This window comes from Corynebacterium sp. CCUG 71335 (assembly GCF_024454075.1).
GTDB classification, from domain to species: Bacteria; Actinomycetota; Actinomycetes; order Mycobacteriales; family Mycobacteriaceae; genus Corynebacterium; species Corynebacterium genitalium.
The window spans coordinates 18,391-33,421 of record NZ_JAGPYY010000006.1 but is presented as its reverse complement, the minus strand read 5'-3'; the positions used below and the strand labels follow the sequence as shown (position 1 = coordinate 33,421).

General features: G+C 63.6%; 11 protein-coding genes. 9 read left to right on the top strand and 2 right to left on the bottom strand.

Annotated features, from left to right (window positions below):
* Window positions 1-9 precede the first annotated feature (9 nt).
* On the top strand, window positions 10-1,047 hold the full coding sequence (locus KBX19_RS05930; protein ID WP_255997891.1) for a nicotinate-nucleotide--dimethylbenzimidazole phosphoribosyltransferase: 1,038 nt from the start codon (window positions 10-12) through the stop codon (window positions 1,045-1,047).
* On the opposite strand, the gene KBX19_RS05925 is transcribed toward KBX19_RS05930, so the two are convergent.
* Window positions 1,044-2,165, bottom strand: coding sequence for a branched-chain amino acid aminotransferase (locus KBX19_RS05925; protein ID WP_255997890.1), 1,122 nt, complete (start codon window positions 2,163-2,165; stop codon window positions 1,044-1,046). The two genes, KBX19_RS05930 and KBX19_RS05925, sit on opposite strands and share 4 nt — an antisense overlap.
* 99 nt (window positions 2,166-2,264) lie before the next feature.
* On the opposite strand from KBX19_RS05925, the gene KBX19_RS05920 reads away from it, so the two are divergent.
* Entirely contained in the window at window positions 2,265-3,824 is a 1,560-nt protein-coding gene (locus KBX19_RS05920) for a leucyl aminopeptidase (RefSeq protein WP_255997888.1), read from the top strand.
* Window positions 3,825-3,843: 19 nt separating this feature from the next.
* Here the strand turns inward: KBX19_RS05920 and KBX19_RS05915 are convergent, their stop codons facing one another.
* The gene (locus KBX19_RS05915; protein WP_040424316.1) at window positions 3,844-4,239 is read right to left on the bottom strand and encodes a hypothetical protein; all 396 of its coding nucleotides are present in this window, start codon (window positions 4,237-4,239) and stop codon (window positions 3,844-3,846) included.
* Window positions 4,240-4,375: 136 nt separating this feature from the next.
* Here KBX19_RS05915 and sucB point away from each other — a divergent pair, with 136 nt between their 5' ends.
* The 7 genes from sucB to lipA all read left to right on the top strand — a co-directional run bounded on the left by sucB (window position 4,376) and on the right by lipA (window position 14,937).
* Window positions 4,376-6,574: a 2-oxoglutarate dehydrogenase, E2 component, dihydrolipoamide succinyltransferase gene (sucB, locus tag KBX19_RS05910; protein WP_255997886.1), complete on the top strand. Its 2,199-nt coding sequence runs from the start codon at window positions 4,376-4,378 to the stop codon at window positions 6,572-6,574.
* A gap of 150 nt (window positions 6,575-6,724) precedes the next feature.
* Window positions 6,725-8,482, top strand: a complete 1,758-nt coding sequence (locus KBX19_RS05905; RefSeq protein ID WP_255997884.1) for a dihydroxyacetone kinase family protein — start codon at window positions 6,725-6,727, stop codon at window positions 8,480-8,482.
* Window positions 8,483-8,542: 60 nt separating this feature from the next.
* Complete coding sequence (gene gcvP / locus KBX19_RS05900) at window positions 8,543-11,437, top strand: aminomethyl-transferring glycine dehydrogenase (RefSeq protein ID WP_255997883.1); 2,895 nt, start codon at window positions 8,543-8,545, stop codon at window positions 11,435-11,437.
* Window positions 11,438-11,440: 3 nt separating this feature from the next.
* A complete protein-coding gene (gene gcvT, locus KBX19_RS05895) occupies window positions 11,441-12,517 on the top strand; it encodes a glycine cleavage system aminomethyltransferase GcvT (RefSeq protein WP_255997882.1) in 1,077 nt (358 codons plus the stop codon).
* 2 nt (window positions 12,518-12,519) lie between these two features.
* The gene (gene gcvH, locus KBX19_RS05890) at window positions 12,520-12,915 is read left to right on the top strand and encodes a glycine cleavage system protein GcvH (RefSeq protein WP_255994775.1); all 396 of its coding nucleotides are present in this window, start codon (window positions 12,520-12,522) and stop codon (window positions 12,913-12,915) included.
* 130 nt (window positions 12,916-13,045) lie between these two features.
* Window positions 13,046-13,783 (top strand): lipoyl(octanoyl) transferase LipB, encoded by a 738-nt coding sequence (gene lipB, locus KBX19_RS05885; RefSeq protein WP_005289474.1) that lies wholly within the window; start codon window positions 13,046-13,048, stop codon window positions 13,781-13,783.
* Between the two features lie 59 nt (window positions 13,784-13,842).
* Window positions 13,843-14,937, top strand: a complete 1,095-nt coding sequence (gene lipA / locus KBX19_RS05880; RefSeq protein ID WP_050748797.1) for a lipoyl synthase — start codon at window positions 13,843-13,845, stop codon at window positions 14,935-14,937.
* Window positions 14,938-15,031: the final 94 nt, after the last annotated feature.

Below are 15,031 nucleotides of genomic sequence, written 5' to 3'. Positions count from 1 at the left end.
GCCAGCGCCGTGTCCACTCCTCTTTCGCTCGCGTTCGATCCGGTCCCCGCCCCTGACGCGTCTGCGGAGGCTGCAGTCCAGTCAGCGTTGACACAGAATCCGCGGGGGCTGTCTTTTGGCCGCTTAGCAGGCATCGGTGCGTGGGTGGCTGGACGGCAAGGCGAGGCTCCACCGAGGCCCCTGGGCACGGTGCGAGTGGTCGTGTTCGCCGGTAGCCACGGCATTGCGCAGCGCGGTGTCTCTGCGTTCACTCCTGATGCGACGGCGGTGCAAGCGCAGGAAATTCAATCCGGTGCGGCACCAGTGTGTGCGCTCGCTCGGAATGCTGGGGCATCCGTGCGCCTTATCGACGTCAACGTGGACGCCCCGTCCGGCCCCATCGATGTCGACGATGCCATGAGCCCGGATGAGTTCGAGCGCTCCGCGCAGCTAGGCATGTCCGCTGCGGATCACGAGATCGATTCAGGCAGCGATCTGATCGTGCTCGGTGACCTCGGCGCGGGGAACACCACCGTCGCCGCTGCGGTCATGGGCACGTTCACCTTCACGGAACCGGCTGTCGCCGTTGGGCGTGGCAGCGGGATTAATGACGAAGTGTGGAAAACCAAAGTCGCCGCGGTGCGCGATGCCATGTTCCGCGTCCGCGACCAGCGCGAGGACGTCCTCGAAGTGCTGCGGAGAATCTCGGCCCCGGACTTCGTTGCGCTCACTGCGTTCATTGCGCAATGCGCGGTGCGGCGTACGCCAGTGCTTATCGACGGCGCATACACCGCCGTTGCGGCCTACACCGCCGAGCGCCTCGCTCCGGGGACGAAAGAATGGCTCCTCGCTGGCCAGTTGAGTCCGGAACCGTGCCACATGGTCTGCCTCCAAGCACTTGATCTCACGCCGGTGGCTGCCCTGGACATGTCCACGGGACAAGCAACTGGCGGAGCCGCCACCCTTCCCTTGGTCAAAGCTGCCGTGGACTTGGTGCGCGACGAGATGCGCGCCCAGGCCAGCCAGCAGGCTGACAACCAAGCCGCCAGCGGCGACCCGGTGCTTTAGTTCCCGCCCTGCACCAGGGTGTGCAGCCAGCCGTGGGTGTCCTCATGCTCACCGCGCTGGATCGCGGTGAGACGATCGCGCATCGCCATCGTGACATCACCGGCTTCATTGCCGTTGACGGTGAAGTCAACGTCATTGCCCACGACGTGGCCGACCGGGGTGATCACTGCTGCGGTGCCGCATGCCATGGTTTCGGTCATTTCCCCCGATTCGGCACCGTTGCGCCAGTCGTCGACTGTGATGCGCACTTCCTCCGTCGTAAAGCCAAGGTCGCGTGCGACCTGCAACAGTGAGTCGCGCGTAATACCCGGAAGCAGCGAGCCGGACAATTCCGGGGTGACCACCCTGGCGCTGTCACCGGAGCCATAAACGAACATGAGGTTCATGCCGCCCATCTCTTCGATGTAGGTCCGCTCGATAGCGTCAAGCCACACCACCTGGTCGCAGCCCTTCTCTTCGGCTTGCGCCTGGGCCAGCAGAGACGCGGCGTAGTTGCCCGCGAACTTGGCTGCGCCGGTACCGCCTGGCGCGGCGCGGACATAATCGTCGCTAATCCACACCTTGACCGGGTTCACGCCGCCGGAGAAGTAGGAGCCAGCCGGGGACGCGATGACGAAGAAGGTGTAGGAGTCAGCCGGGTGCACGCCTAACCCGACCTGCGTGGAGATCATGAATGGGCGGAGGTACAGCGCCGCCTCACCCCCGGCCTCCGGGACCCACTCGTGGTCAATATCAACCAGCTGGCGCAGCGACTCAATGAACAGCTCCTCCGGAATCTCCGGCATAGCCAGACGTTCCGCCGAGTTCTGCATACGGCGCGCGTTCTGTTCCGGCCGGAAAGTGACGATGGTGCCGTCGGCGTGACGGTAGGCCTTCAACCCCTCAAAGATGGCCTGACCGTAGTGGAACACCATCGATGCCGGATCGAAGGAGACATTCTCATACGGGCGCACCTGCGCGTTGTGCCACCCCTGATCCTTAGCCCAATCGATGGAAACCATGTGGTCGGTGAATTTCTTACCGAACATTGGGTTTTCCAGAATCTCCGCGCGCTCCTGCGCACTCTTCGGATTCTCGTTCTTTGTAACGGTGAATTCAGGGAGGTTGTGGTTCGTCATACCCGGAATCATACTCCCGCCCCCGACCGCCCCCGACCGCGCTGCCATAGTCCAGACCGGGGGTTATCCGTAGTCAGCGAGGCCAGTAGGATCGCTGGCATGTCCACTCACGCGAAACTTCCCCACTTCACCGATCTGCTACCGGCGCACGGCACCATGCCGCAGCTGGAGTTCGCCGCCGACATTGCTAGAGCCGAGTCAGCGAACACGAGGATCATCCCCGTCCTGCAGGAGGATGGGGAGCTGGCGATGCCTACGTCACCTCTGACCAGTGCTGAGGTTTACCGTCAGCTCGAGTCCCTCGGGGCGACGGGCAAGTTGGGGGAAATCACGAAGCTCGTCAGCGACGGTGTGCTCTTCGTTGCCGTCGGTGTTGGTGAGGACGGTTTGGACGAGACCGCTCTGCGCCGCGCGATGGGTGCGGCTGCGCGGGGGCTGAAGGACTCCACGAACGCAGTCGTTCTGGGCAGCTACGGCATCCGCGCGACTGTGGAGGGGCTGCTGCTCGGCGGCTACGCCTACAACGGCCTCAAGAGTGCGGAGAAGGCCACCCCGGACACCGCCGAAGGAGAGAAAACTGCCGAGGTCGAGGGGTACAGCGACACCCCGGCGCGGCGCCCCTTGGTCACTGTCATCGGCGATGAGGCCGACCGCGACCAGTTCGATGCCGCCGTCACCGTTGCCAACGCGGTCGTCCTCGCCCGTGACCTGGTGAACACGCCGTCGAACCTGCTCTACCCTGCCAACTACGCCGACATCGCTACTGCGGTCGCCGGTCGGTGCGGTCTCACCGTGGAGGTACTCGACCACGATCAGCTCCGCGAGCAGGGTTTCGGCGGCATCACCGCCGTTGGTCAGGGTTCTGAGCGTCCGCCGCGTCTCGTCCACCTCTCCTGGGCGCCAGAGAACGCGGGCACGTCCGTGGCGCTCGTCGGTAAAGGCATCACCTTCGACACCGGCGGCATCTCCATCAAACCTGCCGCCGGGATGGAGCAGATGGTGATGGACATGGGAGGTTCCGCAGCTGTGCTCGCGGCTACCTCCGCGATCGCGGCGCTCGAGCTACCTGTGCGTGTCGACGCATGGCTTCCCCTGGCCGAGAACATGCCATCCGGTACGGCGCAACGCCCTGGCGACGTGATCACCCACTACGGCGGCATGACATCCGAGGTGATCAACACTGATGCCGAGGGCCGCCTCGTGCTTGCCGACGCAATTGCCCGCGCCAGCGAGGACCACCCCGACTACCTCATCGAAACATCCACCTTGACCGGCGCGCAGATGGTGGCGCTGGGCAAGCGCACCTTCGGCGTCATGGGTTCAGACGAACTGCGCGACCAGATCGCCGAAACGGCACGCGAGATCGATGAACCCGGCTGGGCCATGCCGATGCTGGAAGAACACGACGAGGAAATCGCCTCCAAGGTGGCCGACATCAAAAACGCCAACTCGGACCGCTTCGGCGGCATGGAATTCGCCGCCACCTACCTATCCAAGTTCGTGGGCGAGACCGCCGACGGCGAGGAGATCCCGTGGGCGCATATCGACGTCGCCTCCCCCGCTTGGAACACCGGCGGCCCCTACGGATTCATTCCCGCCCGGGCGACCGGTGTGCCGGTGCGCACCATCGTGGAGACGATTCGTTCGATCTGCTCCTAACGTTTAAGGGCTCCGTCGCCTAGACGTTAGGGTCTTCGCCGCGCTCGAACTTGGCGCGGCGTTCTTTTTGTTCGGCGCGCTTACGCAGGATCCGCTCCTGCTCCATCCGTTTCCGCATGCGGTCCGGGTATCCGGTCTCTTCAACGTCGTAAAGCGAAATGCCCAGCATCTTGCTCACCGCGTCAATGCCCGTGGGTCCCCCAATGTTGCGGCGCGTGTACTCGCCATTGTCCGCAACGAGCACGACTGACATTTCGTTGACCATCGTTTCCGGCTCGACGAAGCCCTCGACGAACCCATGCCGCTCCGCCCACTGCTTGAGATACTGGGCATCTTCCGGCCGCACAGTCTCCCCCGGGCCGCGCGGCGGCTTGAACGGGGAATTCTTCTTGCGTGAGCCGAACAGATTGAACACGGTCAATATTGTAGGCCTCCCCTGTCGCACCCCCCGTATTTGGCGGACATCACACTTGCGGACGCGATGCCTGGGAAGCGAGTACTCTGGGAAGAGATTCAACGTCTGCAAACTTTTATAGGAGACACACACAACCATGGCTCACTCTGTAGAGATGCCCGAGCTGGGCGAATCGGTCACCGAAGGCACCATCACGACGTGGCTCAAGGAGGTCGGCGACACCGTCGAGGTCGACGAGCCATTGCTCGAGGTTTCCACCGACAAGGTCGACACCGAGATCCCGTCCCCGGTCGCTGGCGTGCTGCTGGAGATCAAGGCTGAGGAAGACGACACTGTCGAGGTCGGCGAAGTCATCGCTGTCGTCGGCGACGAGGGCGAAGAGCCGTCCGGTGATTCCGGCTCCGGCTCTGACGCGGCTGACTCGGACGACTCTGCAGAGGCAGAGAAGGAAAAGGCCGACGAGAAGCCGGCCCAGGAGGAGTCCGCGCCGAAGAAGTCCGGCGGCTCCGGAAGCGCCACCGATGTTGAAATGCCGGAGCTGGGTGAGTCTGTCACCGAGGGCACCATCACCACGTGGCTGAAGTCCGTCGGCGACGAGGTTGAGGTCGACGAGCCGCTGCTCGAGGTCTCCACCGACAAGGTCGACACCGAGATCCCGTCCCCGGTGGCCGGCACCCTGGTCGAGATCCTCGCGGAAGAGGACGACACCGTTGAGGTCGGCGAAGTCATCGCCCGTGTTGGTGACGCTGACGCAGCTGGTGCTTCCGACGAGCCGGAGCAGACCAACCGCGGCGAGGACGATGTTGCTGACGCTGACGAAGAGGTCGACGACGACAACTCGGCACAAGGCGAAGGCGACAACCCGGCTGACGCACCGAAAAAGGACTCCGAGAACAAGTCCTCCACCAACAAGAAGGGCTCTGGTGAGTCCACCGACGTGGAGATGCCGGAACTGGGTGAGTCTGTCACCGAAGGCACCATCACCACGTGGCTGAAGTCCGTCGGCGACATGGTCGAGGTCGACGAGCCGCTGCTCGAGGTCTCCACCGACAAGGTCGACACCGAAATCCCGTCCCCGGTGGAGGGCACTCTGCTGGAAATCCTCGCAGAAGAGGACGACACCGTCGAGGTCGGCGAGGTCATTGCTCGCGTCGGTGACGCTGAGGCGGCTGCTGACGATTCCGGTTCCGACGACTCTGGCACCTCTGCTTCCGAGCCCCCTGCAAAGGAGGAGAAGCCCGCTGAGCCTGAGGTCAAGGAAGAGAAGCAGGCAGCCAAGGACGAGAAGCCGAAGTCCGAGGCACCGAAGAAGGACGAGAAGCCTGCAGGTGACTCCGCTGAGTCCACCAACACCTCGGCGAAGGTCGACAACGGCGGCAAGGTGCCGTACGTGACCCCGCTGGTGCGCAAGCTGGCTGACAAGCACGGTGTGGACCTCAACTCCATCGAGGGCACTGGTGTCGGCGGCCGCATCCGCAAGCAGGATGTCCTGGCTGCTGCGCAGGGTGGCTCCGCCGACTCCGCTGAGTCGACCCAGGCTGCTGCCGCTGAGCAGAAGGACGCTGACCCGCGCTCCCGCTGGTCCACGAAGTCTGTGGACCCGGCGAAGTCCGAGCTGATCGGCACGACCCAGAAGGTCAACCGCATCCGCGAAATCACGGCCGCCAAGATGGTCGAGTCCCTGCAGATCACTGCACAGCTCACCCACGTCCAAGAGGCCGACGTCACGCGCGTTGCAGAGCTGCGTAAGGCTGCGAAGCCGGCGTTCGTCGATAAGCACGGCGTGAACATCACGTACCTGCACTTCTTCATCAAGGCCGCCGCAGAGGCTCTGGTTTCCCACCCGAACGTCAACGCGTCCTACAACGCGGAGACCAAGGAGATCACCTACCACGACACCGTCAACATTGGCGTGGCGGTGGACACCCCGCAGGGTCTGCTCGTGCCGGTGTTGAAGAACGTTCAGGACATGAACCTGGCTGACATTGCCAAGGGCGTGGCTGATGTCGCCGAGCGCGCACGCAACAAGAAGCTGCGCCCGGATGACCTGTCGGGGGCCACCTTCACGGTGTCCAACATCGGCTCCGAGGGTGCACTGCTGGATACCCCGATCCTCACCCCGCCGCAGGCCGGCATCCTGGGCACCGCGGCGATCCAGAAGCGCCCGGTCATTGTCACCGAGGACGGCATCGACTCCATCGCGATCCGCCAGATGTGCTTCCTGCCGTTCACCTACGACCACCAGCTGGTCGACGGTGCTGACGCTGGCCGCTTCGTCTCCACCATCGTGGACCGCATCGAGGCCGGCGACTTCCAGGACGACTTGGACATCTAATCCCCCAGTCTCCGCGCACTGAGCCCGGTTCCAGCTTCGGCTGGGGCCGGGTTTCGGCTTTTCTAGATCCCATGGTCACCGCGGATGTGCAACCCCTGTGCGGGTTGTGAACCGGGCACGCCACCTCGCCGATCCCTCTAGACTGGAGGTATGGCAAAGGTACAGGACAACGCGAAAAAGAAGAAGACCGAGACCTTCAAATCCTTCCGCAACGATGCAGCAGATTTCATCGAGGAAGCGATCGGCGGCCTTGTCGCCGCTCACCCGGATGCAGAGTGGCACAGCGAAGGGTTCATCGGCCGCAAACGCACACAGGAGGAGAGCAATCAGCGCGGCAAGGTCGGCGTGATTTCCGGTGGCGGTTCCGGCCACGAGCCGATGCACGCCGGTTTCATTGGGGAGGGCATGCTGGACGCGGCCTGCCCAGGTCTGGTGTTCACCTCCCCGAACGCCGTCCAGGTCATCGCCGCCACCGAGTGGGCTGACCGCGGCAAGGGCGTGGTCCATGTGGTGAAGAACTACACGGGCGACGTCATGAACTTCACCGTGGCGGCGAACACCGTCGAGGGGGAAGTCGGCCAGATCATCGTGGCGGACGATGTCGCCACTGAGATCGACAACGATCACTCCCCCGGCCGGCGCGGTACCGGCGCGACGATCATCGTGGAGAAGATTGCCGGAGCTTCTGCTGCCCGCGGTGATGAGTTGAAAGATGTGGTCAAGTGGGGGCAGAAGGCCGCCGACCAGTCCCGCAGCATGGCCGTGGCGCTTCAGGCAGGCCACTTGCCCACCAGCGACCGCCAAACCTTCGACCTTGAGGAGAAGGAGATCGAGATCGGTGTGGGCATCCACGGCGAGCCTGGTGTTGAGCGCCGCAAGCAAAAACCGGGTGTGAAGAAGCCGACGGCAGCCAACCTTGTTGAGGAACTGCTCGACGGGATCATCACTTCCCTCAACAAGGCCGACGTCACGGTCAAGGAGAACACCGATGTTGTTCTTCTGGTCAACGGGCTGGGCGGCACGAGCGAGCTGGAGCTCGACCTCGTTTTCGGCGAGGCGTGCAAGCAGCTCGAGGAAAAGGGCATCAAGGTCAAGCGCGGCTACCGCGGCTCATTGGTGACTTCTCTGAACATGGCCGGTGTCTCGCTGACGTTGACGAAGGTCAACCGAGAAATGCTGGAGCTGCTCGATGCCGAGACATCTGCCCCTGCCTGGCCCGCCGCTGCCGTCAACCCGAAGTTCGCCCTTGCTGCGATGGAGGATGATTTTGAACAGCCGGTCAACGGCAAGAAGAACAAGTGGCTCAGCGCGTTTGTCGACCGCCTCTCTGGCGCTTTCGACGACCTCACCGAGCTCGACCGCATTGCCGGTGACGGCGACTTCGGCCAGAACATGGAAGCCGCTTTTGGCGACATCACGACCCCGCTGAAGTGCTCCGACGAGCAAGCGCTCGAGTTCTTCGCCCACCGCATGCTCGTGCGTGCCGGCGGCACCTCAGGCGCGGTCCTGGGCACGTTCTTCCGCGAAATGAGCGACGCCTTCGCTGAAACCGGCGTGGACTCGCGCGACGCGGGCGCGGGAGCCTTTGCGAAGACGCTGGCGACGGGCCTGAACAACGGTGTCGAGGCGATCACGGAGCTCGGCGGCGCCAAGGAGGGAGACAACACGCTTATCGACGCTTTGGCTCCCGCCGCCAAGGCCGCCTCCGACATCACCAGCGCCGAATCCATCGATGAGGTTCTGGAGCGCGTTTTCGAGCCGGCAGTCAAGGGCGCGAAGTCGACCCGCGGCATGGCAGCGAAGAAGGGACGCGCCTCTTACCTGGGCGAATCCGCCTCCGATGTGCCCGACCCCGGCGCGATTGCCGTTACGTGGCTGTTCGGCGAAGCAGCTGTGGACGAGTTCTAAAACCCCTCACTTAAACTTGTGGGAGACCAACTGAATCACCCCGGAAACTAAAGGAGAACCGTGGACTACATCACCCGCCACATCGGCCCGACTGATGAAGAACGCGCGCAGATGCTCGACCGCGTTGGCTACGGCTCAATCGCCGAGCTTGTCGACGCTGCAACACCCCCCGGAATCCTGCTCAAGCAGCCACTGAACTTGCCTGAGCCGCTGAGCGAGAAGGAGGCGCAGAACCGCCTTCGCGAACTAGCTGGCAAGAACACGGTGTTGCGCGCCTTCCACGGCCAGGGGTATTCCTCCACGGTCACCCCACCAGTGATTCGCCGCGGTGTGGTGGAAGATGCAGGTTGGTACACCGCCTACACCCCCTACCAGCCGGAGATCTCCCAGGGCCGTCTAGAGGCGCTGCTGAACTTCCAAACAATGGTGCAGGACCTTACGGGCCTGCCGATGGCTAACGCATCTCTCCTGTGCGAAGCTTCTGCCGTTGCTGAAGCCATCGGCCTGATGTCGCGCGCCGTGAAGAAGGGCCGCCGCGTCATCCTGGACTCCCGTCTCCACCCGCAGGTGATCGCCGTCGGTGCTGAGCGCGCCCGCGCCCTGGACCTCGAGGTTGAGGTCACCGCTTTGGATTCCAACTTGGTCGGAGAAGACTTCGTCGGAGTTGTCATCGCCTACCCGGGCACAGAGGGCGACATCACCGACCCTCGGCCGGTTATCGAGGCGATCCACTCCCGCGGCGGCCTGGCCACCGTGGTTGCCGATCCGCTGGCGCTGCTGCTGGTCGAGTCCCCGGGCGAGATGGGCGCAGACATCGCGGTGGGTACCACCCAGCGCTTCGGTGTTCCGCTGTTCTACGGCGGCCCGCACGCCGCCTACATGGCTGTCACCGACAAGCTCAAGCGCCAGATGCCGGGCCGCCTGGTCGGCGTCTCGGTCGACGCTGAGGGCTTCCCCGCCTACCGCCTGTCGCTGCAGACCCGTGAGCAGCACATCCGCCGCGAGAAGGCGACCTCTAACATCTGCACCGCCCAGGCGCTGCTGGCGGTCACCGCGTCCATGTACGCCGTGTACCACGGGCCGGAGGGCCTGCGCGAGATTGCGCAGCAGGTGCATGAGTGGGCGGGGCGGTTTGCTGCGTCGATAAGCAATGCGGGCCTGGAGCTCGCGCACGAGAACTTCTTCGACACTGTCGCGGTGAAGGTGCCCGGCCGTGCGCAAGGCATTGTCGATGCGCTGGCTGAGAACGGTTATCTTGTTCGCGCGATCGACGCCGACACGGTGGGCGTGAGCTTTGGTGAGGACACCGACGAGGCCGACCTGGTCGGTCTGCTCGGAGGCTTCGGCATTATTGACCAGCCGGCAGCAGGTGCCGAGAACCACCTGCCGGAAGCACTGCTGCGCACCAGTGACGTGCTCACGCACGAGGTATTCAACACGCACCACTCCGAGACGATGATGATGCGCTACATCCGCAAACTCGGCGACAAGGATCTGGCGCTCGACCGCACTATGATCCCGCTGGGTTCGTGCACGATGAAGCTCAACCCGACTGCCGGGCTTGAGGCGATTACGTGGCCGGGCTTTGCCAACGTGCACCCGTTCACGCCGGACAAGTACACCGAAGGCTGGCGCGAGCTGATCGACGAGCTCAACGGCTGGCTTGTGGAAATCACCGGTTACGATGCCGTGTCCGTCCAGCCGAACTCCGGCGCGACCGGTGAGCTGGCCGGCCTGCTAGCGATGCGCCGCTACCACGTGGCCAACGGCGACACCGAGCGCGACATCTGCCTCATCCCGGCATCCGCACATGGCACGAACGCTGCTTCGGCAACGCTGGCGAATCTGCGCGTGGTCGTCGTGGCGACCGCCGATGACGGTTCCATCGACATTGAAGACCTGGATAAGAAGCTCGAGCAGTACGGCGAGCACGTCGCGGCGATCATGATCACCTACCCGTCCACGCACGGTGTGTACGAGGACACTGTGTCCGAGGTCGCAGAGAAGGTCCACGCCGTCGGCGGTCAGGTCTACATCGATGGCGCGAACATGAACGCCCTGACCGGCTTGGCCCGCCCCGGCGACTTTGGCGGCGACTGCTCGCACCTCAACCTGCACAAGACCTTCACCATCCCGCACGGTGGCGGCGGACCGGGTGTCGGCCCGATCGGTGTGGGTAAGCACCTGGCTCCGTTCCTGCCGTCTGATCCGCAGGTCAGCGGTTCTGAGGCCGCGCAGGAGGCTCCTGAGGGCGCCGGCGTGCCTATCGCGTCGACCACGTACGGTTCTGCGGGCGTGCTCCCGATCTCGTGGGCGTACATCGCCATGTCCGGTGCAGAGGGCCTCGCGTCTGCGACCCGCAACGCGATCCTCAACGCCAACTACGTAGCGCACGAGCTCAACGACTCTTTCCCGGTGCTGTACACCGGCAACAACGGATTGGTCGGGCACGAGTGCATCGTGGATCTCCGCCCGCTGACCGACCGGTGCGGCGTGACCGCTGCCGACGTGGCCAAGCGCCTCGTCGACTACGGCTTCCACGCCCCCACTTTGGCGTTCCCAGTGGCAGGCACATTGATGATCGAGCCCACCGAATCCGAGGATCTCGCCGAGCTGGACCGGTTCATCACAGCGATGCGTTCCATCCGCGCGGAGATCCAGGACATCATCGACGGACACGTCGCCTACGAGGCCTCTGTCGTCCACAACGCACCGTTCACCGCCCGCAGCGTTGTCGTCGGTGATTGGGATTACCAGTTCAGCCGCCAAGAGGCCGCTTACCCGGTCGACTCGCTGTTGACCAACAAGTACTTCCCGCCGGTGCGCCGCATCGACGAGGCCTACGGCGACCGCAACCTCGTGTGCGCCTGCCCGCCGCCGGAGGCTTTCGATATTGCCGCAAGCGACGTCGATGAAGAGCGCGACCCGACTGTCACCGAAGAGAACAGGATCTAAGTCATGCCCCAAACACCACTGCACTCTGCCCACGAGGCGTTGAACGCCACCTTCACCGACTTCGGTGGCTGGACCATGCCTCTGAAATATGGCAGCGAGCTCGAGGAGCACCGCGCTGTGCGCAACAACGTGGGCATCTTCGACCTGTCGCACATGGGCGAGATCGACGTGAAAGGCCCCGACGCCGGTGCGTACCTCGACTACGTTCTGATCAGTTCCCTTTCCGCCCTCAAGGTGGGCAAGGCGAAGTACTCGATGATCGTGAATGACGATGGCGGCATCATCGACGATTTGATCACGTACAAATTTGCTGACGATCACTTCATGGTCGTGCCCAACGCCGGCAACACCGGCGCAGTCTGGGCGGCGTTCGAGGCCCGCGTCGGCGACTTCGACGTGGAGATCCGCAACGATTCCGAAGCGGTCGCCTTGGTCGCAGTCCAGGGTCCGCGTGCGCTCGAGGTGCTCGAGCCGCTTATCGACGGCACCCCCGGCGACCTCGCCTACTACTCGGGCGAGTGGATGACGCTTGACGGCATCGAGACCTTTGTCGCCCGCACCGGCTACACAGGCGAAGACGGCTTTGAGCTGTTCTGCATGCGCGAGGACGCACAAAAGGTGTGGGACGCGGTCGTCGACAAAGGCACTCCGTGCGGTCTCGCTTCCCGTGATTCCTTGCGTCTCGAGGCCTCCATGCCCCTCTACGGCCACGAACTGACCGCAGACATCACCCCGGTGGAAGCTGGGATGGGACGGGCGTTTGCGAAGAAAGAGGCGGACTTCGTGGGCAAGCAGGCGCTGACCGGCCGCGAGCCGACCGTCGTCATCGCGGGGTTGACCTCGGAGGAACGTCGCGCAGCCCGCGAAGGCGCTACTGTTTTCCTCGCGGACGGCTCGGACACCCAGATTGGCACCGTTACTTCGGGCCAGCCCTCCCCCACGCTGGGTCACCCCGTTGCTTTGGCGCACATTGACCCAAATCACGCCGAGCCAGGCACTAAGGTTGAGGTGGACATCCGGGGTAAGCGCTACGCCTACACGGTCAGCGAAACCCCCTTCTACTCCCGAAAGGACAAGTAACCATGGCCGACATCACGCTGCCCCAGGAATTCTCTTACTCCGAGGACCACGAGTGGGTCAACGCTGCCGCTGACGCCATTCAGGGCCAGACTGTGCGCATCGGCATCACCTCCGTGGCTACCGAGCGCCTCGGGGAGATCGTTTTCGCAGAGCTGCCTGCTGTCGGCGACACCGTCACCGCCGGTGAGACCTGCGGTGAGGTTGAGTCCACCAAGTCGGTCTCGGATCTGTACTCCCCCGTCACCGGCACCGTCACGGCCGTGAACGAGTCCATCGAGGACAATTACGAGGCCATCAACAACGACCCGTTCGGCGAGGGGTGGCTCTTCGAGGTCGAGGTTTCCGCGGTCGGCCCGCTCATGACCGCCGACGAGTACGCTTCCGCCAACGGCGTCTAATTCGCCGGTGGCGGGAGCTTCATACATTTTTAGTATCGCCTTCTGATCCATCTCCGCGACGTTTCCCCAGGTGAGATCACGCCGAAAAGGCTGAAGGGCGATACTAAAAAGGTAGCGCTACCATGAACCCATGACTGCTCCCCGCGATCCGTTCTTCCCCGCCGACAAATCGATCCGCGCTGATAATTCTCCTCTTGACGTGCGAAATCTCGGCCTTGTGGACTATGAAGAAACCTGGCACATGCAGGCGGACCTCGCTACCCAGCGCGCGAACGACGAGATCGGCGATACCCTGCTGGTTCTGCAGCACCCCAATACCTATACCGCCGGCAAGCGCACCCAGCCGGAAGACCTCCCCGACAACGGCCTGCCCGTGGTGAAGGTCGACCGTGGCGGGCGCATCACCTGGCACGGTGAGGGCCAGCTGGTGACCTATCCCATCATCAAGCTCGCCGATCCTGTGGACGTGGTCGACTTCGTGCGCCGCATCGAAGAAGCGATGATCTTCGCTGTGCGCGAGTTCGGCGTTGCCGATGCTGGTCGGATCGAGGGCCGCTCCGGTGTCTGGGTCCCGGCCGACCCGGCCACGTTCCGCCGCGACCGCAAAGTCGCTCAGCTGGGCATCCGCGTCACGCGCGGTGTGACTATGCACGGCTTGGCAGTGAACTGCAACAACACACTCGAGTACTTCGGACACATCATCGCCTGCGGCATCAACGACGCGGATGTGACCACCTTGTCGCTCGAGACCGGCCGCGACATCACCCCCGATGCCATCACGCCCACGCTTGTCGACGCTCTCTCCCGCGCCCTTTCCGGCGAACTCCACGTCTCCGACCACACGATTGGTGCGGCACCGACCCCGTAGTAGGGCAATCGCATCGTAGATATTCGACACGCTAGTAAGGCAGCACTAACCTGGATGGTGTGACTGTGGCAGAAGAAGGACGCAAGCTAAGGCGCGTCGAAAAGCGAAACGCTCAAACCCCCATCGAGTCGAAGCCGCGGTGGATCCGCAATGCGGTGAAGACGGGTCCGGAGTACGAGGACATGCGCCGCAAGGTGTTCGGTGCGTCGCTGCACACCGTGTGCCAGGAGGCCGGTTGCCCCAACATTCACGAGTGCTGGGAATCGCGCGAGGCCACCTTCCTCATCGGCGGTGCGAACTGTTCCCGCCGTTGCGATTTCTGCATGATCAATTCCGCGAAACCGGAACCGCTTGACCCTGAAGAACCCTTGCGCGTCGCCGAGTCTGTGCGCGAGATGGAGCTGAACTACTCCACCATCACCGGCGTGACCCGTGATGACTTGGATGACGAGGGTGCTTGGCTCTACGCCGAGGTCGTGCGCAAGATTCACGAGCTCAACCCGCACACCGGCGTGGAGAACCTTACCCCTGACTTCTCTGGTAAGCCCGACCTGCTCCAGCAGGTGTTCGAGGCTGAACCGGAGGTCTTCGCGCACAACCTGGAGACGGTGCCACGCATCTTCAAGCGCATCCGCCCGGCGTTCCGTTATGACCGTTCCCTGGAAGTCATCCAGGCGGCACGCGACTACGGGCTGATCACCAAGTCGAACCTCATCCTGGGTATGGGCGAGACCCGCGAAGAGGTGCTCGAGGCACTGCAGGACATGCAGGAAGCCGGCACCGACATCATCACGATTACCCAATACCTCCGCCCCGGCCCGCAGTTCCACCCGATTGAGCGGTGGGTGAAGCCGGAGGAGTTCATTGAGTACCGCGACGCCGCATACGAGATGGGCTTCGCTGCGGTCATGTCTGGCCCGCTCGTTCGCTCCTCCTACCGCGCTGGCAAACTCTACGTTGAGGCTATGAAGTTCCACGGCCGTGAACTGCCGGAGAACCTCAAGCACCTCGCACAGACGTCCCAGGGTGCGACCGGCCAGGAAGCTTCTACCCTGCTGAACAAGTACGGCCCGTCCCAGGAGACTCCCGTGGTCTCTGCTGGCCACCCGTCTGTCTCGCTGGGCATGCCGAGCCTGTCTATGCCGTCGGCTTAGCGGCTACATCAGGGGCCGGGATCTCATTCAGGTCGTCCCGCCCCCTTGCCTGCCGGATGGAATACTGCTCGGACATATAGGCGGAACTGCATGC